We start from the raw sequence: 22,053 nt of genomic DNA, 5'->3' as shown, positions 1-22,053 counted from the left end.
TTTGCAAAAACTGTGGCTGAAAAATATGGTGGAGGTATTAAACTTTCAAATTCTGAAAATACAGGTGGGGCGAGGGTAGAAATATTTTTCCTGAGTAGTCAGGAAACAAGCTAAATAGACCGCAATTAAGCTATGTAAAAGAAATTTTACACGCTTGGTTTTCTTCTTGCGGTTGGAGTATTCAATATCAGAAAATGTTAGTTGATTCATAGGTATACGACCTTTCAATTGATACCTATATTATATCAAAAATTACGAGGAGATGCATGAATTAATCAGCGTTTCCCTGGCTTAAAAGCCGTAGACTTTAAGTGATAAACATGATATATTTATGGAGAAGAGAGACATATAATCTTCTCCATATTTTTTTGGAGGAAATTATATGGGTAAAATAAATATGTAGGATTTCGCAAGATTCCAATGATTAAGAAAGTGCATGATGTGCCTATATATCAGAGAACATACCATAAAGACATTGCTACTCGGTTTTCTCTGAGAGAAGGATTTGAGGATCTGGTATTTACTTCTAAGACGAACAATTCTATCAATGCAGCTAACATCAAAGATTCAATCAATTATAGGTTCGATTCCTATAGCGAACGCTCTATTTTAAGCGGTAATGAGAGAAAAATCATTGCCATTTTTTGTTGTTTTTCTGCTAACAGGAAACAACAAATGAGATTTTTGCTTGGAAAATATCAAGCCTGAATGAGTATTCCGTTCAGATTAGATTAGGTTCTAATCTGGGCGGATTTTTTGCGTGTGCAATGAGCAGAGAACTGATACTTAAATCTATGGTAGAGAAGTTGAGAAATTTTTATGATTTCATAATCATTGAATGTATGCCGTTTCTTGGAATGATAGCAATTAACTTATGCAGCGTGTCTCATCCTTTGGGATGATTTACATTTCGAAACAAACTCGTATAATATAATTTAAAATAGATTGCGAAAGGCTTATGGCAATCTCGCTTTGTATCAAAGGGGGGAAAGAAATGACCAAAAATATTATCATAAAGACCTCCGTTCAGAAACGGTTTGACAACTTCATGATGCATGGCAGAGTCCTCTTTTTCAGCGCGCCCTGCGGCTTTGGAAAGACGGTACTGGCGGACGCACTGCTGCGCGGTCGGAACGTGCTGCGGCAAAGTGCGGCAGACCCGGACTGCGTGATTCCAACGTCAGCGCAGGATTGGGACATTCTGCTGATTGACGATCTTCAGCTCATGCAGGAGGAAGCCGGGCAGCAGGCTCTTTGCGAACTGATTCGCTCATGTCCGGAGCGCCGTTTCGTGTTGCTCTCGCGCGGTGTGCCGCCTGGCTGCCTGACGGCGTTTCAGTATACGGGGCTGATGACGGTGCTGGAGGCCGACGACCTGCTTTTTGACGCGGGCGATGTGCGGCGACTGTTTCAGCTTTCGGGAGTAAACGTAACAGATAGCGAGATTGACGGAATTTTGAAAGAATCTGTGGGCTATCCGCTGGGGGTGGCCATCACGGCGCGGTGCATGTCCCCGGACAAGCCGTGGACGCCGGAGCTGGTGGCGCGGGTGTTCCACGAGGTGTTCCTCTACTTTGAGACTGCCATCTACCGGCGCTTTGACCTGCCGGTGCGGCACTTCCTGTTGGAGCTGGCTCCCTTTGAAAGTTTTGACCTGGAAATGGCACGGATGGTCAGCGGCGATCCCCGTGCCGGCGAACGACTGGACTGGATTCTTCGATACACTACTATGCTGCGTTACGAAGACTGCCAGCGCTTCCGCTTCTGGCCAGGTTTTAGAGCTTTTCTCCTCTGGGAGATGGAACGGGAGTATACCGAGGAAAAGCGCAAAGCACTCTTCAGCCGGGGCGGGCTATACTATGAGCTGAAGGAGGACTACGCCCACGCTCTGGAATGCTACACTAGCGGCGGTGACCATTCCAAGGTTTCTGAGCTGCTGGTGCGTAATGCAGAACTACACCCCGGCATGGGTCACTATGCCGAGATGGAAAAATACTACCGCAGCCTGCCGGAGACGGAAATTCTCGCCTCCCCCTCTCTGATGCAGGGCATGAGCATGCTCTGCGCACTGACCATGGATTACGAAGGCTCGGAGCGCTGGTATGGCGAACTGCAAAAGTATGCCGAACACTGCGGCAGGCAGGACGCCGCCGGAAAGCAGGCGCGCAGCCGTCTTGCATGGCTGGACATCTCCCTGCCCCAGCGGGGCGTGAACGGTCTGACGGAGACCATTCCCGCCGTGTTCCGGCTGCTGACGAACAAAGAGGTGGCACTGCCGTCCTTTTCCGTCACGAGTGCGTTGCCGAGCATCATGAACGGAGGCAAGGACTTTTCCGAATGGAGCAAAAAGGACGACCTGCTCTACAAAACCCTCCGTCTCCCTGTGGAGGCGGTACTGGGGAGGGACGGCGTGGGTCTTGCGGACTGCGCCATCGCCGAGAGCAAATTTGAAAAGGGCGAGGACATCACCGGGCGGATGCTGTCCCTTCTCCCGCAGCTGAACGAGATCTGTAACCGGGGCACGTCGGACATGGAGTTCGCCGTCAGCGGATTGCTGGCCCGCAGCCAGCTGGCAAACGGACAGCCCACCGACGCGCGGCGCACCATCATGGTACTCCGTGAATGTTTTGCCGAGCGCGGTTTGACACGCTTTCTGCCCAATATGGACGCCATGCTCTGCCGTATTGACATGCACACCGGCGACCTTGACGCGGCGGATGCGTGGTATCGGGAAAAAGCCCCGTGCGAACCCACGCACCTGAACGTCATGCGGCGCTACCAATATCTCACGCAGGCAATGGTGGAAATTATGCAGAACCGCCGGGACGCCGCTTTGCTGACGCTCTCACCCATGGAGCCGTACATTCAAAACTGCGCCCGCATCATCGACGGCATTCACCTGAATGTCCTGACTGCAATCGCCCTGCGCCGCAAGAAGGATGAGCGGTGGCGCGAGCGATTGACGGCGGCGCTGGATGCGGCGGCGGAGTACCGCTTCATCCGCACCGTCAGCGTATATGGCACGGCAGTGTTGCCGCTGTTGGAAGCGCTGGACTGGGATGGCGACAAAAAGTGGTATAAGCAGATCATGGCGGCGGTACGGAAGCAGGCGGCATTCTACCCGCATTTCCTCGCACCGCGTCTTGCTCCCGGCGAGGAGTTGACGCCAACGGAGCTGCAAATTCTCCATCTTCTCTGCGCCGACAAGTCCAATGCCGAGATCGCCCAGATCATGGACGTGAAGCTGCCCACGGTGAAAACCCATGTCAGCCATATTCTCGACAAGCTGGACGTGAAGCGACGGGCGGAAGTCAGGACAGCAGCGAAAAAGCTGCATTTAGTGCAGGAAGACCTGTAAAAACAGCATCCGACAGATGTCGGATTTACATATAAAAGCAAAACGATTTTTTAAGGAGGAAGAATATGAAAAAACGAGTATTAAGTATGTTCATGGCGCTGGCGCTGTGTCTGACGCTCCTGCCCGCACCTGTGCGAGCGGCGGAGGACACGCCGGAGAGCGGCGCCATCGTGCAGGAGGAGCAGGAGAAAGCTCCGGCTGCGGAATCGCCCGCCATATCGGAACAGGCGGCGGAAAATGGCATTGCCGCTCAGAACGGCGGGGACAGCACCGTGGAAAACGGAGTGGCGGAGGACACGCCGGAGATCGGCGCCACCGTGCAGCAGGAGCAGCAGGAGGAGCAGCAGGAAGCTCCGGCTGCGGAACCGTCCGCCATATTGGAACAGGCGGCGGAAAATGGCATTGCCGTTCAGGACAGCGAGGACAGCACCGTGGAAAACGCGGTGGCGGAGGTCACCGTCAACGGCAGCACCACGCCGTACGCCGACATTGACGCGGCGTTTGCGGCGGCACAGCAGGCCGACAGCGCCACGGTGAAGCTGCTGGCGGATGTGACCATCCGCCATGAAGACTACTCCGGCATAAAGCTGGAGAAGGGCAACATCACGCTGGACCTGAACGGCAAGACCCTCAGCAAAAGCACGCGCGATGACAATGTGTTTTATGCAAGAAATGCCGTGTTCTGGCTGTCGCCTCCGGAAGCGACAACAAAAGACGAATTTTTGGCGGCTCTCCAGACGCATGCCCGCCTGACCGTTCAGGACAGCAGTGCTGATAGAAGCGGCAAGATCGTGCAGCCCAACGGTGGCCCGGCGGTCATAGTGGCCCTTAACACCATACTGACCGTGAATGGCGGCACCATTGAGAACGCATCTTCTGTAGATCTTGATGATGACTCTCACCTGAAGCCCAACTGCGCCGTACTGCTGAGTGGCGGCGGTAAGGCTGTCATCAACGGCGGCACGCTGCGCGGTATGCGCGGCGTGGCGGTGACGGGTTATATTACCAAAGAGGTAGAAGGCTTATACAAAGATACTTTCGGAATAGAAGGATACAATAATGATACCTACGGCAATGAGCTGACCGTAACCGGCGGCAATATCTGCGCCACCAGCGGTGAAGGGCTTATTGTCTATGAGAAGGCGAAGAAGATCGAGCTTTCCGGCGGCACATTCACCACGCAGTCAAATGCTTACAGCATTTGGGTAGCTGACACCAAGGACGGAGAACAGACGTTCAAGGGAGATGCGTCGAGCCTGCTGGCAAGCGGCTGCCGCTATGAGAATAACGGCACGGAATGTGTATACAGCGAGGACGGCAAGGGTGTTACGGGCAACGCCACCGTGGCGCTGCGCCCTGCGAACGAGTATGCGTACATCGACAAGAATGGGAACCTGGCCACGCAGGCCAACTGCACGGAGATCACGGAGCGTACCGATGACATCTCGACACCGGGCTGGTATGTGGTAAAAGAGAATGTCACGATCTCCGGGCTCAATATTTCCGGCGAGGTCAACCTGATTTTGTGCGACGGGGCAACGCTGACCGTCACCAGCTTTATGAATGTTACGCAAGGCAGCACGCTGAACCTTTACTGGCAGTCTGCCGGTACCGGCAAGCTGACGGCGGCGGCCATCAGTGTGCTGGGCACTGTAACTGCACCCGCCGGAGAAATGAAGCGGACCACCGGCGAGGGTGGCACGACCTTTGAGAAGTGCTTTGAGCATGACTGGGGATACACAAATAACGGCGACACGCACACGGCGATGTGCAAGCTGTGCGGCAAGGCCGAAGCTGCGGAGAGCCACAAGTATGACAGCTGGGCACCTACCGATGCAAATACCCACACCGGGACGTGCGCCTGCGGCGCGACCAAGACAGAAGGTCACACCCTGACCTGCACCCCCAACGCCGATGGGCTGACCCACAGCACGAAGTGCAGCGTGTGCGGCTACACGGCAGCGGCGGAAAGCCACGACTTTAATCAGACCGATAATTACGGCAAAAAGTGCGCCTGCGGTGCATATCTGGCGGCGAAGTGCAACGGCCAGCAGTACGCTACGCTGGCCAGAGCCATCGAGGCGGCAAATGGTGCAGATATCACGCTGCTGACGATTGTTAGCGAGAATGTTGTCGTTGATGGCGCCAGCATCAAGGCAGGCATTATTCTGGGTAACGGCAAAACTATAGACGACATACCCTATCCGTCCAATTGGGTGGCAGATCGTAACGGCATTCCATTGACCATGGAAGCCGGAGAGATTACGCTCAAGGATGGCGCGCTGGCGCAATTCACGGGGTATGCCAGTGCCAACAACGCAATTGCACTCAAGGGCGGCACATTGACCGTGGCAGATACGGTAACGAAAATTATAGGCAGCGTCGCTTCCGAGTCTGGGCAGCGTGCCGCCATCGAGGCAACCGGCGGCGTGCTGGATCTGCAGGGCAATACCCTGCTGGACGGCGGCTTGACCATGAGCGGCGATGCACAGCTGAAAAACAAGCTGACAGCCGGCACATTTACCAACAGTGGAAGCGAGACTTACAGCGTCAGCGTAGAGGGCTCTAGCCAATACACCACGGTGTTCGATCTGCTGGAGACAGGCTATGCTTTTGCCGTATACAACGAAGATGCCCCGACAGGCGATGTAATTGCCAAGGATACTACTACCAGAGAGCTGACAGAGGATGTTGCTGTCATCAAGTGTACGCACAAGGGCGCAAACAACAAAAGTCTGTTCAAGGATAACACGTGCACAGGCTGCGGCTTCACCTGTGCGCATGAAACGATCAAAAATGGTGTTTGCACCGTCTGCAACACGGCGATGGGGGCACAGGATAATACCGGCAAATATTATCTCAATTTGGCGGAAGCCTTTGAAGGCGTTGCGGATGGCGGCACGGTGACGATGCTGACAACGCTTACAGATGATGACACGATCAGCTTCTGCTGTGATGCAGAGGGGAATCCTGTCGAAAAAACCGTTACGCTCATGATGAATGGGCATAGCCTGTCCTATGAGGGCGCTTCATCTTTGAACATACAGAGCGGCAAGCTGATCATCGGCGATGAAGCAACGATTTCCCAGCCTGCACGAGCGGCGGTGCCTGCTGTCTTTGTAGATAACAATGAGCAAAGCAAGGACAGAGGTACGCTGGAATTCAAAGGCAAGGCAAACCTTACCGGCGGCTTGTTGATCCAAAACTGGGGCAAGTTGGAGGGTGGCCTGAAGGAAGGCACGATTATCACAAGCAACGGTACATACAGCGTTTCTGTAGAGCGCTCTGAAACTTACAGCAATGTGCTGGGCTTGCTGGGCGATGGGCTTGCTTTTGCGAAATATGACGAGAACACAGAAAACAAGGCGGGCGAAATCGTCGACGGAAGTGTAAAAAAGCTGACCGAGGACGTTATCGTAGTGGCGCACACAACGCACACGATGGGCAAGGACAACAAGTGCGCCTGCGGATATACCTGCCCGCATAATGATTTTAAGGATGGGAAATGCACGATCTGCGGCAACGGGTGCGCGCACACGGACGTGGGCGATGACGGTGTATGCAGGAACTGCCAGACGCAGATGGCCGTGAAGAGCGAGACAGGCGGGACCGTGACCTACGGCACGGACTTTGCCGCAGCAATGCGCAATGCAACAAACGGCACAAAGATCACCTTGCTGGCGGATGTTTCGATTCCAGGAAGGACGGGCATTTCCGGCGACAATACAACGGTTACGTTGGATTTGAATGAACACAAAATCACAGGCGGATGGCTTGATATTGGGAGCAATGACAATCCTACAACTTGCACCTTGAAAATTATCGGCAAAGGCAGTTATGAACCTCCGATGTATGGCGGCATAATCACCGTTGATATGAAAGCTACGCTGGATCTGAGCGAGTGGGAAGGCGGTACGATCAGCGCGATCAATATATCGGATAGCTCGAACTATGACGCAACAACGCGGGAAGCCGCAGTAATCGTAGGATCGAAGGCAGGTACGATTGGAAAACTGACATTCGGGAATAATCAACTTGGCGAACTGAAAAAGACCAAACTGAGCGGCGGCAGCTTTAATGAGATTTGGGCAGCGAACCACCAGCCGGTTAAACTTAGCGACTTGCTTGCATCTGGTTACGCACTCCAACATGAAGATGGGTCGTATGTGGAGTACGGAACAACACTTCAGGGCGCGTCTATCTACAACGTCAAGGTCGTAAAGTGCCCCCACGCCAAAATCAACGAGGACGGACATTGCGCCTACTGCAACGCCACCGGCTTTGTCGCGCAGGTGACGGCAGCGGACGGCTCCTCCTCCGCCTACACCAACATTGCCGCCGCCCTCGCCGCAGCTGACGGCGGTACGGTGAAGCTGCTGGCAGATGCAGGCGAGATCACTATCAGCAGCCCGCTCAAGCTGAATCTGAACGGTAAGACGGCGGCAAAGCTGACCGTCACCGGAGATGTCACGCTGGCATCCCTCCTGCCGGAGGGCTACGCGTTCAAGAGCGGCAGTACCTGGATAACCGACCTTACCGGCAAGGAGCTGACCCATGTTTCTATGGCCAGGATCCCCATCAAGAGCATGGACTATGAGACCAAGATGAGCATGACTTATGGCGGTGCGGGGACGCTTCTTGTCAAGGTAACGAAGGAAACCGGCACAGGCGCTGTAAGCTTCCAGTGGTACAAGGTGGAGGACGGCAAAGAGACAGCAGTTGGTAGCGCGACAACAAAGAATCAATTTGATCTTTCTGCGCAAAAGCTGTCCGCAGGCCAGCACACCTTCCGCTTTTCGGCCACCTGCGACGGCTACGTGAAGATGAGCAAGGATATTGTTGTGACGGTACAAAAGGCAACACCGATAGTGGTAACAGTACCAACCGTTGCAGAGCGTGAATACAATCCGGATGCTGCACTTACCGGTTCTGATATGACAGGCGGAAGTGTGACAGGTGTAGATGGCAATGAACTTGCAGGAACATGGAGCTTTACAGGAACGAACATCGTTCCGACTGTAAACAACAAAGGCTATCAGGCAGTATTTACACCAGCTGATGCTGACAACTACAATACAGTAACTAGAACAATAACTGTTAAAGTAACTAAAGCAACATCGGTAATTGCGGAAAATCCTATAGCAACCGACCTTACATACGGACAGAAACTTTCAGACAGTACCCTGACAGGCGGCAAAGTAACATACAAAACAGCCGATGGAACAGAGGTAGCAGGAACATTTGCATGGAAGAATAGTAATATCAAGCCTACAGCAGCAGACAGCGGAAGGACAGAGTATGATGTGATATTTACACCATCAGACAAGGATAATTATAATGTTGTTGATACAAAGCTTACAATCACTGTAAATAAGGCAGCTCAGGCACCGAACATGCCGCAAGCTGCAATGGCTCCGGCACACAGCACAAAGAAGGTTGGCGATATTATACTTCCGGAAGGCTGGAGCTGGCAGGAGGCAGATAGGGACAAGGCGCTTGCAGATGGTGTGGCTGTGACAGCAACTGCGGTTTATACAGGAACTGACAAGGGCAACTACGAGACAGAAAGTGTAAGCATTACGATTACAAGAAGCGAATGTGAGCACAAAAATACAGAAATCATAAACAAAAAAGATGCAACCTGTAGCGTTGAAGGCTATACAGGCGATACCTACTGTAAGGATTGTGGGGAAAAGCTTGATACCGGTACAACAATCGAGAAAAAACCGCACACGGCCGGAACGACTGCTACATGTATATCTAAAGCTGTGTGCAGTGTTTGTGGTGAAAGCTTTGGCGAAGTGGATGCCACGAACCATGTGCATACAACCGTGAAGAACCGCAGAGAAGCAACCTGCACGCAGACCGGATACACGGGAGATACCTATTGTAAGGATTGTGATAAACTTCTGAGTACCGGAAAAGAGCTGGCGGCATTGGGACATGATTATAAAGCAACAGTAACAAAGCAGCCGACGACAACCGAGGAAGGAGTCAGAACCTACACCTGCACCAGATGCAACAGCAGCTACACAGAGAGCATTGCGAAGCTGCCGGAGGAACAGCACACTCACAACTATACGGGAAGCATTACGAAGGAAGCAACCTGTACAGAGGCAGGGGTAAGGACATATACCTGTTCTTGTGGAGACAGCTACACGGAGAATATTCCGGCAACAGGACACAGCTATGTATCAAAAGTGACGAAGGCTGCAACGACAACAGAGGAAGGCATCATGACCTACACCTGCTCCAAGTGCGGACACAGTTACACACAGCCTATCGCTAAGATTAAGTCCGATGACAGCAACAAAGATAATGGCAGCCAAAACCAGAAACCGCAGACTGGCACAGACAATGGTAATCAGAATCAGGAGCCACAGCCTGATACGGGTAATGGTAAGGACAATGGTACTTCAATTAAGCCATACATCAAGGATGACAGCGGCAAGGAAGGCTGGGATGTTATCAAGCCACAGCTTGAAGAAGCTAAGTCAGGCGATACAGTAACAGTTGTCATGAATGGAACGACTGTAGTACCGAAAGATGTAATTGACAGTATCAAGGGCAAAGATACAACACTTGTTCTGGATATGGGAAATGGCCTTTCCTGGAAGATTAACGGACAGGACATCACAGAACCATCCGGAGATATTGATTTCGGCGTGAACGTCGGAGCAGATGCCGGAAAATCCATTCCTGTGGATGTGATCAACAACGTGACCGGGGAACGGTATTCCATGAACCTGACACTTGCCTATGACGGAGAGTTTGGATTTACAGCCACACTGACCGTCAACATGGAATCAAAGAATGCAGGACTCTATGCGAACCTGTTTTACTACAATGAACAGACCGGAGAACTGGAATTTATCAGCGCCGGACAGATTGATGCGGAGGGAAATGTGGAACTTGAATTTACCCACGCATCAGATTACACGATTGTTGTTGATACCAGGATTATGAGTGATAACGGTCAGGCAGACAACAAAGCTGATGAAACCATTCCTGCACCTAAGACAGATGACAGCACTTCAAAATATGCATGGAATAATACGATAATCATTATCATAGGTATCTGTATTATACTGATTGTTTTTGGAGCCGTATTCTATGTAAGAAAAAAGAGTGGTTCTGAGGAAGAATAAATATCTGAAATTAAAATGAAATAATTAAGAAGTAAGAAAAGAGACAGTGCCATTGATTGGTGCTGTCTTTTTTTTTACGCATAACAAACAAGCGGAAAGGCTGCTGTCAAGCGACGGCGGCTTTTCTTTTTCGGGAAGTATTCAAGAAGTCATAAAGTTCCGTGAGTAATGGAAGAAGGCAGCGTTTACGAAAATGTCACAATTCAACGCAGAAAAACCTCAAATACCACTTGCTTTTTCATTCTCAATATAATACTATTAGTATGTATACTAACACTTTTATAGAGAGGTGATTTATTTGCGAAGAAGCAGCAGCGAAACAAGGAAGAAAATCCTGACCGCATGCGTTCGTCTTTTTTTGGAGCAGGGGTATAAAAACACCTCGGTCAGTCAGATTGTTGATGAAGCGGGCGTTGCAAGGGGAAGCTATTTAAATCTGTTTCCTACCAAGGACAGAATTTTGCTGGAATTGACCGAAACGATGTTCGGTGGACAGTTCGGCGTGGCAAGGAGCATTGCGGACAGCAAGTTGCCGTCGGTTTACGCCTATGCGGTGGAAACGGCGATCCAACTGACCCTGACTGAACTGAATGAGAACCTGCGAGAAATCTACATTGAAGCCTATTCCCTGCCCGACACATCGGAATATATTTACCTGCATACCACAGCAGAGCTGAAGCAGATTTTTGGTGAAAATTTCCCCGATGATACCGAGAGCGACTTTTACGAGATGGAAATCGGCACGGCGGGATTGATGCGCAGCTATATGGCACGCAAATGCGACATTCATTTTCCATTGGAACGAAAGCTCAGCCGCTTTCTCACGGCGGCAATGAGAGTATATCGTGTGCCAGAGGAAGAACAGGCAAAGGTGCTTGCCTTTATTCAATCACTGGATATTGAAGCAATTGCTACAGAGGTTATGTATAAGCTCTTTGCTATGCTGGAAATGAAATATGATTTTAAGCTGTCTACGGACGGCGAAACGGAGGTAACATGATGAAAAGCCGATTACTAAGCATCCTGCTCACCCTTTGTATTATGATGAGCTTTGTACCGACAAGCGTATTTGCCGAGGGCAAGGCAGCACCGGGCCCTGCTGCGATACAGCTTGGCACAGACGCACTGAATAAAAATGTAAACACAGCGAACACACCGACCGTGTATTTCGGGCAAAACCATGAAAATAATCCTGCTGCATGGCGAGTTATCGGCTATGACGGAAGCGGTGTTACAAGCACACAGGGGGATATGACCCTGCTTGCGGCAGGCAATATGGGAGTTGTGAAATTTGCCGATACCATAGCAAACAACAAATATGCACCGAGTAATTTGAAAACCGCGATAGATGCGCTTGCGGAAAAGCTGACGACAGACGAAAATGCTGCCGTAAAGAAACGGACGCTTGCAAGCGGAAGTTACGACGGAGAGAATACCGACTGTGTAGCGGGAGCTCAGGTGGATAACGCTGTATTCTGGCCGCTTTCCATAGCGGAAGCGTCTGCGGTAAACAATGATCTGCGAATTGCAGATAAAGAACATACAAAATGGGTGTCAAGCTATTGGTGGTTGCGCTCCCCGGGCAGCTCCGCTTACGTTGTCGCTGTTGTGAAAGGTAATGGTTCTGTCTCCTGTGCCGGGCACTCTCTCGGTACTGAAATTGGTGTTCGTCCCGCTTTTAAATTAAATCTGAACTCTGTCCTTTTTGCATCTGCCGCCGTGGGCGGAAAGCCTGACGGAGGGCTGACCGAAGTTCCCGAATACAACGGAAGTGAATGGAAATTGACGCTTTTAGATAGTAGCCGCAATTTTGCCGTAACGGAAAAAACTGCCGACGGCTACCCCGACGATACCATTATGCTGAATTACAGCGGAGCGACCACAGGGGCAAATGAATATATCTCTGTCATCATTGCGGATAACAACGGCGCACAGTATTATGGCAGAGTTGCACAGCCTACTGCCGAAAGCGGAACGGTTGAAATCAAAATCCCGTCTGACCTTGCACCGGGCAGCTATACCCTGAAGGTCTTCAACGAGCTGTACAACGGCGATTATAAAACCGATTACGCAAGTAATTTCACAGACATTGCGCTGACGGTGGAAAATCAGCCTGACGAGCAGTTCACCCTCTCCCCCGGCGGCAGATATTATTTTGACCTCTCCGGCGAGAGCATTCCGGGCACAGCAAACAGCGGAAACTCAAATGGTGCGGCTTCTTTGCCGGATACGTCGCTGCACTATGTTCCCTTTACCTATGCGGGAACGATAGAAGCCTACAAGCTCACATCGGAGATGGAGACCACCGAGGAATATGCAGAGCAGAACAAATATCCCCACAGCCTGTTTATAGCGGACTATGTCGTAACGAATGATGTAAGCTGGGATACCCTGAATACCGCAAATCTGATTTTCGGCAAGAACTACGCCGGCGGCGGCGTGGACTATACGCTGCGTGCGCCGTCCGTGGGAAGTAGTTATACAGGTTCAGGTGATTCAGAACGCGGCACGCCCCAAAGCAACGAATGGGACACGATGCTGAATAAGAACAGCGGATATATCCAAAACTGGAATAAAATGTATTCGTGGGGACAGGATGTTTCTTCTGGCTTCGCGTCGTACCGGGCGCGCCGCGGGTACTCTTCGGCCCGCAACTGGTACAGCAACTCTGCTCCGCTCTCCAACTCGTTCCTCGGTTTTCGCCCCGTCCTTGAAGTCCTGAACCCTGACACACTGGGCTCTGACGGGATGAAGGTCGTTACCCTTGACCTTGGCGGCGGCAAGCTGGGTAATAGCTCCGATGCTATTCACATCATCGTGAAAAACGGTAGCACGTTTACCGCCCCCGCGTCCGACGGCATGACACGCCCGGACGGAAATACAGGCAGTTACTTTATGTGGCTTGGCAGCGACGGCAAGCTCTACGCGCCCGGTGCCAGTGTTCCGGCGGACGTTACCAAGCTCACGGCTCAGTGGCGTGATATTGCAGTGCCTACAGGCGAAATCAAGATTGCCGAAAACGGCTGGAAGTCTTTCTTCAACACCATCACCTTTGATTTGTTCTTTAAGGATACGCAGATGGTAACCGTTACCGCTGCGGACAACAGCGGCGAAGCGGTGACAGTCGAATACCTGCTGAGCGAAAAGGCGCTTACCGAATCGGAACTTGCGGGCATGACCTTCACGGCATATTCCGCACCGTTCAGTATCAATCCCGATAACGAGTATGTTATTTATGCAAAACTGACCGATACCAGCGGAAACTTTGCCTACATTAACACAAACGGCATCGTGCTGGACGCAACAGTCCCCGTTATCTCCGGCATTGAAGCCGGCAAAACCTATTGCGCAGCACAGACTATTACCGTTGACGAAAAGTATATCGGCACAGTGAAGGTGAACGGCACGGAAGTCAGCCTTGATAAAAACGGTAAATTTGTTCTTTCCCACGCAAGCGGCAAGCAGACGATTGCTGTGACCGACAAGGCAGGAAATGAAACAAAGGTTACCGTGACCGTGAACGACGGACATACCTACGAGTGGCAGAGCGAAAACGGACAGTATTGGCAGAAGTGCAAATTCTGCAATCACGAAACTGCGAAAAAGGATATTCCGACCATTAACATCAGCGGTGTCGACAAGGTTTGCAGAACGCAGGATTACAAATTCAGCTTTACTTTGCCGGAAGGAGCGACGGATGCAGCCTGTGGGTATGAGTTTATCGGACTTGGCGGTGCTCCTCTTACGCCGACCGTTGAGAATGGTTTGTACAGCGGTATCATAAAAGCATCCACATATCCGGCGACAGAAAACAGCTTTAAGCTGATCGTGAGTGTAAAGACCGCTGACGGCTTTGAGTTCTCTGCCGAAAAGAAGGTTACCATTCAAAACGAGCACACCGGCGGCACGGCTACCTGCAAGGATAAGGCAAAGTGCGAGGTCTGCGGCGAGAGCTACGGAAAGCTTGCCCCGAACAACCACGCCAACCTCAAGCATATAGATGCAAAGGCGGCAACAAAGACTTCTGAGGGCAATATCGAATACTGGTACTGCGACGGCTGCAACAAGTATTACAAGGACGCCAAAGCAACACAGGAAATCACCAAGGCTCAAACCGTAACGGCGAAGCTGCCGGACGACAGCAAATCCTCGCAGACGGGAGATAACTCCAATCTTGCCTTGTGGATTGCTCTGCTGTTTATCAGCGGCGGCGCTGTAACCGTAACAACCGTTTACGGTAGGAAGAAAAAGCGTTTGACAAAATAAAATTTAATATCTTTCCGAGCAAGGAAAAAGCGTCGTAGCAATACGGCGCTTTTTTGTTACCCGGAAGCGACAAACAGCGGCAAGCAGCAAACGGCAGCGAAAAGGAGAACAAGACAATGACAGACTATTTGATGAAGCATTGTTTACTTATTAGAAATCGTTATTTTTAATGTCATCATTTACACAATTTGCGGTATCAATATGGCAAAGAAGGGGAAGCTTGGCATGATACAGGAATACCCCAAGGCGATACAGGATCGATGCAGAGAGCTTGGATTGATTCAGGAAAGTTCCGGGAAACTTGCGAGGAAAGCAACGATAGGAAAACTGGGACTTTTTATCGGATACATATTTTTGCAGACGGCATTGGCGTACTATATCGGCGGTGCGCGCACGTTCTTTGAAGGATGGTTTCACGGATATATTATGTGGGTAGCTGAGATGTGGTTTGACGCATTGGTCGTGGATTGTCTGTGGTTTTGCCATAGTAAGAGGATGATAATTCCGGGAACTGAGGATTTGGTGGATGCTTACCATGATTATTGGCATCATATTAAATATGCAGTGATAGGAATGTTCAGCCAGGCGGTGATTGCTTTGCCGGTAGGTCTTTTGGTGATGTGGCTGTCTGCGATTTCTACCGTTTCCTGACGGCTCAGAGGATTATGATTGTGGAATAGAAAAATGCAACATGTTGCAAAAATCTTTTACAGGGAGACTTTAATATGGATGTATTTGTGACAGGAAGTAATGCAAAACTTTTGTCTAAAGATATAGCCACCGAGTTCGCCGGTCGTGGTGACGAGGTTCATATGTATCCCCTGAGTTTTGCTGAGTTTATGACCATTTACAGCGGTGATAAGTACATGGGATTATCTGAATATATGCTGTATGGCGGTATTCCTCTGGTTGTTCTTCGTGAGGGAGCAAACGATAAGGCAGTTGCATTGCAGAATCTGTTCAATGAGATTTATCTTCAAGATATTACCAAACGTAACCGAGTGAGGAATATCGGAGAATTGGAAGATCTTCTGAATATTCTTTCCTCTGCCATTGGTTCGCTGACCAACCCAGAAAAATTGAAGAATGCTTTCAAGACGGTAAAGAAATCCAGAATCACTTCCGCTACCATTAAGAAATATCTGGATTATTTTGAGGATTCTTTCCTGATTGAATCAGCACAAAGATATGACATTAAAGGAAAAGCATATATTGAAACACCCAAGAAATATTATTTTTCCGATCTTGGCCTTCGCAATGCTAGAATCAATTTCCGTCAGTTTGAGCAGACTCATTCTATGGAGAACGTAATTTATAATGAACTTCGTATGCGTGGTTACAGTGTGGACGTGGGCGTAATACCGATTGCAGAAAGAAATCAGGAAGGTAAGGTTATCCGTAAACAGCTTGAAGTTGATTTTGTATGCAATCTTGGTTCATCCAGATACTATATCCAGTCGGTATACTCGCTGCCAGATGAAACGAAACGCACTCAGGAAATCAGACCGTTCAGGAAAATTGATGATTCCTTCAAAAAGATTGTTATCACAAAAGATATTGTGCAGCCCTATTATGATGACTATGGCATCTTGACTGTAAACATTTATGACTTTCTCCTTGATCCGCAAATTCTTGAAAAATAAACAATGTTATAAAAGATGCTATATTGAGATTTGTTTTACTTTGACGGATTTCATTTTTTTAATAAGTCATAAAAAGTTGGCTTTAGAATTTTAAATCCAACAAAATTATGAAAGTAATATCGATCATGGAAATAATTAACGACGATAAAATATTTAATTATACTTTAACTTTTTATTCAAAGGTAAGGAATTAAATAAATAATCGAATAATCCAATAATCGAACATGCTTCAAATAGACACATGCAGTAGTGGTTGAAGCAGGAAGCTCCGACTTCTATAAGTCTGAGTAGTTCACAAGCTGTATTTTTATAGGAGTTTTGTTAAGGAATCTAATCAATAGCATATTGGCAGTAAAGATATATTATTGCCGATATGCTATCGATTTTTTTAAAAAAATGAATATAATAATTTTAGCAAAACGGCAATAAAAGGAGATTACTGCCGAAATGCTAAAGAGGTGATATCATGCAGAAAATAGAAATTAATAATTATATGAAAGATTTGCTGGGACTACCAAAATTTTCCAGAATTGATTTAAAACAAGCGATGGAAGAGAATTATTAAGAAATCAGCGGAACTTGTTGAAAAATTTATGAAACATTATTGACAGAACATTTGCATTTCGGAAAAAGATAGTTTGATAAATGCACATAAAAGTTTTCAATAAACACGTATTACTATATCAATATTTTTTGGATAATGTGTAGGTATAGTAGGTGTCAATAATCAAAAGAATTGCTACGATGCCCATTGTCCACCAGAAACAAGAAAAGCCTTTCGTTAAAAAGCATACTATGATTATAATAACCCCGCCTACAATAAATGAAATACCGCCAAAGCGTTGGCTTTTTTTCCACGTTGTTTCATTTTTCATACTCCATACTGTTCTCAGTCCTGCGATTGAGTTCATTCGTAGTTTTGGCATAATATTGCCTAATATAATCATTGCAACACCAGGCAGTCCAAATAAAAGTTGATTAATATCAAGTGCAATTGAAGAAAGATTTTCAATCGAATTGAAATCAGCATACAAGAAATAACCTGTCATAGCGTTAAAAAGTGTAAGAGATACAATTCCTGCCACAATACATACATTTTCGTTGTTACTCCCATTTTCTTCTTGTTTTGAAGAGGATTTAGCCATACCAAGCATAAAGTGGCCAAATAAAACTGTGATCACAGGGAAAATTAATGTTTCGTATTTACTGCCCCAACGTGTTACTTGATTATTGAAATCATAATGAGCTGGAATTCGCTCTGGTAAGAACGGTAAGGCAATCAAAACAACTATCAATGGCAAAAACATAAGACTATAAAAAATGATTTTTTTCTTTTTCATTGTTGACCTCCACGTAATTTACTTATCCACATAATTGTTTCATCAAGGATAGATAAATTTAATTCATAGTAAATAAAATTTTTATATCGAGTTTCGTAAATCAAGTCTGCCTTTTTTAGCTTTGATAAATGATAGGACAATGCCTGTGGTGTCATATCCAATGCGATAGCTAAATCACCTGAGCTTATTTTTCCTTCCTGTAACTTTAGCAGAATTTTTCGACGAGTATCGTCTGCTAAAGCAGCTAACACTTCATTTATAGCCAATCTTCCACGCCCTAATCTATTTCAAATAATCTTTAAATAGTTTATATCAGTTTAGCATTCGTTTTTCAATGGCTATTTCAAAATATTTTTAAATAGCAAAACAAGGGCAGTAAGCTAAAAGCTGGCTTACCGCCCTAATTCTTACTATGCGTAGATAATCTCGTTGTAAATGATTTCTCTAACTCTGGACTGAATTTCATTCATTTTCTGCACCCACAACATAGCATTGTCGGCTTTCAGTTGTTCGGTAACATTTTCCTGCTCTGCAATCTGCTTTGTCAGCAGGAGCAAGCGTTCCTGTGCCTGTTTGTCAATGTCGGCAAGGTAAGAGAAAGAGGTCCTTTTGTAATGTCCCCATTAATAGTAGCAACTCCATTATCAAATGCGAATACAGCAATAAGGTTGTCATCAACTGTATACATAGAACTCAAAGAAGCCGTATTGTCTTCCGTCATTGCAACACGGGCTTCACGGCGTGTATCTTCTGTAATGCTGCCTTCTACTCTTATCCATGTGTAGTAAAGCTAAATGGCGACGCGTGGTACACGAATACGAATGAGTACGTGGCAGACTCAGCTGCGTACCTGCCTTGGTGTTATACCATATTTTCTTTTGAACATCCGGTTGAAATTCGACAGATTTGAGAATCCACATTTTTGTGAGATTTCAAGAATCGAATCATTGGTAGATGTGAGCATTGCACGTGCTTCTGTGACACGGAAGTCATTCACATATGAGATAAAGCTCATTCCGGTATGGATCTTAAAAAATTTCATAAAATGCGATGGACTATAGTGGCAGAAATCTGCAATTTCTTCGATGGATATATCTTCATAATAATGTGTGGAGATATACCGGATGATACTTTTCAATTTCTCTTCATGCTTATCACTTTGCGCAGTCTCGTTTACTTTTGGCGGGTGCGTAATCAGCAGGTATATAATCTGGATAAGCCCACCCTTGATAAAAAGCTGATACGCGTAGTCTCTTTCATCGCTTTTTTCATCTAATAAATCAATAATAGTACTGATTTCCTTGTATAACGTGTGCCCGGGTGTCAGATAATGACGAATCTGGATTTCTCCGTTAAAAAAAGGATCGATAAATTTTTGCTGTGTCACGTCATCTGCACCAAAGGCAAGAAAATGCTTTGAAAAAAGTATATTTTCATATTCCATCGTTGAATTTTGTTTACCTTCAATGGAATGAAGCATTCCGGGAAGAACGATGACGATATCCCCGGATGAAACCTTATATCTCTGAAAATTGAGGGTAACGTATCCGCGCCCCTTCTTGATAACGATCATTTCGAACTCGTCGTGCCAGTGAACTGGTACACTTGCAAAATCCATCGGAATCGAACATATATAGGTGTTATATTGATATTCATTTTGAAAGTGAATCTTGTTTTCATTTAATTCGATATTAGACGCAGCGTCTGGATTTATAATCTCCTTCATGGCAAATACCCTCCTGATTGATAGAATAGTATCATATTATGATACTATTTTGCAAGAGAAACGTTTCCAATTCGTGATATTGTATTATTATAAAAGAGCGTACAAAAGCTCAAGTGAAAACGAAAGGGGTATACGATGAAGGTAAAACAGGAACTTGAAAAACTGCTTGGAAAAGAAATCGCACAAAGCAGCAATGAAGAAGTATATTACGCATTGCTCAACCTGACAAAGCAGTTAGCAGATGACCGCCGCATGGAAGAGACGAAAAAGAAGATTTATTATGTATCGGCAGAATTTCTGATTGGAAAGCTGCTCTCGAATAACATGATCAATCTTGGAATCTATGAGGACGTCAAAAAAGTACTTGCCGAAAGCGGAAAGACACTTGCGGAGATTGAGGAGATTGAGGAAGAGCCATCCCTTGGAAACGGCGGTCTGGGGCGACTTGCTGCATGTTTCCTTGATTCAATCGCAACACTTGGATTATCGGGTGCGGGTATTGGATTGAATTATCACCTTGGCTTGTTTAAGCAGGTGTTTGAAGACAGAATGCAGAAAGAACAGATAAATCCATGGATCAAGGATCAAAGCTGGCTTAGAAAAACAGATGTGACATACCCTGTTACATTTGGAAAATGCACGGTGCAGTCAAGATTGTATGAGATTGATGTAACAGGTTACAATAACCGTACCAACAAATTATGCCTGTTCGATGTAGAAACGGTGGATGAGTCCATCGTAGATGCAAATCATCAGTTTGATAAAACAGACATAGAGAAGAACCTGACATTGTTCTTATATCCGGATGACAGCGACGAAGATGGAAGAAAGCTTCGTATCTACCAGCAGTATTTCATGGTAAGCAATGCCGCAAGACTCATTATTGATGAGTGTAAGGCGAAGGGAAGTAACCTTTATGATTTGTTCGACTATGCAGTAATCCAGATTAACGACACACATCCAACCATGATCATACCTGAGTTGATTCGTCTGCTTGTAGCGGAAGGGATGAACATGGATGCGGCGATTTATGTTGTAAGTAAGACCTGCGCATATACAAACCATACAATTTTGGCTGAGGCGCTTGAGAAATGGCCTAGACATTATCTGGCAGAGGTTGTTCCGCAGCTTGTCCCGATTATTGAGATTCTGGATGATAAGGTAAGAAGACGGTTTAGTGATGAGAGTGTGGCAATTATCGACCGGAATGATCTCGTTCACATGGCGCACATCGATATTCATTATGGATTTAGTGTAAATGGCGTTGCGTATCTTCATACAGAGATTCTGAAGAATTCGGAGCTTAATAATTTTTACAAAATATATCCTGAGAAGTTCAACAACAAGACAAACGGCATTACATTCCGCCGCTGGCTTCTCTATTGTAATGAACTGTTATCTGATACGATCACGGAGTGGATTGGGGACGGATACAAGAAAGATGCAATGGAATTAGAGAAATTACTTGCATTTGTAAACGATGATGACAAGCTTGAAAAGCTCCTTGAAATTAAGCATCAGAACAAGCTTCACGCCAAAGAATATTTCAAGGAGACACAGGGAATCGAATTAAATGAAAACTCGATTTTTGATATCCAGGTAAAGCGTCTGCATGAGTACAAGCGTCAGCAGTTAAATGTACTTTATGTGATTCATAAGTATCTGGAGATCAAAGCGGGCAAGCTGCCGACTACACCGGTTACGGTTATATTTGGAGCAAAGGCTGCACCTGCATACACAATCGCGAAGGATATTATTCATTTGATCCTGTGTCTTCAGGAATTGATCAACAACGATCCGGAAGTAAGTCCGTATTTAAATGTTGTTATGGTAGAAAACTACAATGTTACGCTTGCAGAGAAATTAATTCCTGCCTGTGATATTTCGGAGCAGATATCTCTTGCGTCAAAAGAAGCAAGCGGAACCGGAAATATGAAGTTCATGTTGAACGGCGCGGTTACTCTCGGAACAGAGGATGGTGCGAATGTTGAAATCCATCAGCTTGTTGGCGATGACAATATCTATATCTTTGGAGAGTCAAGTGATGCGGTGATTGATCATTATGCGAAGGCGGACTATGTCTCAAGAACATATTATGAGAACAATCCGGTATTGAAGGAAGCCGTTGATTTTATTATCAGCGACGCGGTGATGGCACTTGGAAATGCGGAAATGCTGCATCGTTTGTATAATGAGCTTCTCAACAAAGACTGGTTCATGACATTTATTGATTTCGATTCTTATGTTGACGCCAAGGAACGTGCCTATAAGGAATATGAGGACCGTAAGGCGTGGGCGCAGAAGATGATGGTGAATATTGCGAAAGCAGGATTTTTCTCATCCGATCGTACAATTGCTGAATATAATAACGATATTTGGAAAATAATAAAATAGAATCCATTAATAGCAAATGCACCAGAAAATAGTAATAAGTAACAAAAAAAATTCAAAAACACTGTGTAATTTGACCAAATAAACAAAATATTGACTTTTTTGATTGCAAAAAGGTTATAAATGTTGTATCATTGACTCATGAAATGGAAACGTTACCAAAAACGATACAACAAACGTT

The 22,053-nt window shown here is 46.9% G+C and carries 12 protein-coding genes and 2 pseudogenes; 10 read left to right on the top strand and 4 right to left on the bottom strand.

Features of this window, described 5'->3' with window-relative positions; translation table 11 throughout:
• Nucleotides 1-767 precede the first annotated feature (767 nt).
• The 9 genes and pseudogenes from ACZQK9_RS11660 to ACZQK9_RS11620 all read left to right on the top strand — a co-directional run bounded on the left by ACZQK9_RS11660 (nt 768) and on the right by ACZQK9_RS11620 (nt 16,415).
• A complete protein-coding gene (locus ACZQK9_RS11660) occupies nt 768-902 on the top strand; it encodes an AAA family ATPase (protein ID WP_483270674.1) in 135 nt (44 codons plus the stop codon).
• 92 nt (nt 903-994) lie between these two features.
• Nucleotides 995-3,358, top strand: coding sequence for a helix-turn-helix transcriptional regulator (locus tag ACZQK9_RS11655; protein ID WP_483270673.1), 2,364 nt, complete (start codon nt 995-997; stop codon nt 3,356-3,358).
• Nucleotides 3,359-3,374: 16 nt separating this feature from the next.
• Nucleotides 3,375-3,851: a hypothetical protein gene (locus tag ACZQK9_RS11650; RefSeq protein WP_483270672.1), complete on the top strand. Its 477-nt coding sequence runs from the start codon at nt 3,375-3,377 to the stop codon at nt 3,849-3,851.
• Nucleotides 3,790-10,506 (top strand): hypothetical protein, encoded by a 6,717-nt coding sequence (locus ACZQK9_RS11645; protein WP_483270671.1) that lies wholly within the window; start codon nt 3,790-3,792, stop codon nt 10,504-10,506. The genes ACZQK9_RS11650 and ACZQK9_RS11645 overlap by 62 nt, the downstream gene beginning before the upstream one ends.
• A gap of 289 nt (nt 10,507-10,795) precedes the next feature.
• Nucleotides 10,796-11,506 carry a TetR/AcrR family transcriptional regulator gene (locus ACZQK9_RS11640; protein WP_483270670.1) on the top strand — a complete coding sequence of 237 codons (711 nt, stop codon included), beginning with the start codon at nt 10,796-10,798 and terminating at the stop codon, nt 11,504-11,506.
• Entirely contained in the window at nt 11,503-14,772 is a 3,270-nt protein-coding gene (locus tag ACZQK9_RS11635; protein ID WP_483270669.1) for a DUF6273 domain-containing protein, read from the top strand. The genes ACZQK9_RS11640 and ACZQK9_RS11635 overlap by 4 nt, the downstream gene beginning before the upstream one ends.
• A 201-nt stretch (nt 14,773-14,973) precedes the next feature.
• Nucleotides 14,974-15,423, top strand: a complete 450-nt coding sequence (locus ACZQK9_RS11630; protein ID WP_483270668.1) for a hypothetical protein — start codon at nt 14,974-14,976, stop codon at nt 15,421-15,423.
• 59 nt (nt 15,424-15,482) lie between these two features.
• Nucleotides 15,483-15,602, top strand: a pseudogene (locus tag ACZQK9_RS11625) (AAA family ATPase); the annotation flags it as partial.
• A complete protein-coding gene (locus ACZQK9_RS11620; RefSeq protein WP_483270676.1) occupies nt 15,585-16,415 on the top strand; it encodes an ATP-binding protein in 831 nt (276 codons plus the stop codon). The pseudogene ACZQK9_RS11625 and the gene ACZQK9_RS11620, both read left to right, overlap by 18 nt.
• A gap of 683 nt (nt 16,416-17,098) precedes the next feature.
• On the opposite strand, the gene ACZQK9_RS11615 is transcribed toward ACZQK9_RS11620, so the two are convergent.
• From ACZQK9_RS11615 to ACZQK9_RS11600, 4 genes and pseudogenes are all read right to left on the bottom strand, one after another.
• Nucleotides 17,099-17,755: an SdpI family protein gene (locus tag ACZQK9_RS11615; RefSeq protein WP_483270667.1), complete on the bottom strand. Its 657-nt coding sequence runs from the start codon at nt 17,753-17,755 to the stop codon at nt 17,099-17,101.
• Nucleotides 17,752-18,021 carry a metalloregulator ArsR/SmtB family transcription factor gene (locus ACZQK9_RS11610; protein ID WP_055226169.1) on the bottom strand — a complete coding sequence of 90 codons (270 nt, stop codon included), beginning with the start codon at nt 18,019-18,021 and terminating at the stop codon, nt 17,752-17,754. The genes ACZQK9_RS11615 and ACZQK9_RS11610 overlap by 4 nt, the downstream gene beginning before the upstream one ends.
• A gap of 144 nt (nt 18,022-18,165) precedes the next feature.
• A pseudogene (locus tag ACZQK9_RS11605) lies at nt 18,166-18,339 on the bottom strand (TnpV protein); the annotation flags it as partial.
• Between the two features lie 254 nt (nt 18,340-18,593).
• On the bottom strand, nt 18,594-19,481 hold the full coding sequence (locus ACZQK9_RS11600; RefSeq protein WP_483270666.1) for an AraC family transcriptional regulator: 888 nt from the start codon (nt 19,479-19,481) through the stop codon (nt 18,594-18,596).
• A 135-nt stretch (nt 19,482-19,616) separates the two neighbouring features.
• On the opposite strand from ACZQK9_RS11600, the gene ACZQK9_RS11595 reads away from it, so the two are divergent.
• Nucleotides 19,617-21,875: a glycogen/starch/alpha-glucan phosphorylase gene (locus ACZQK9_RS11595; RefSeq protein WP_483270665.1), complete on the top strand. Its 2,259-nt coding sequence runs from the start codon at nt 19,617-19,619 to the stop codon at nt 21,873-21,875.
• Nucleotides 21,876-22,053 lie beyond the last annotated feature (178 nt).

The sequence above is a fragment of the Wujia sp. genome, assembly GCF_056872695.1.
Note: the sequence above shows the minus strand (reverse complement) of the source record. Positions and strands in the feature narration are given on the sequence as shown.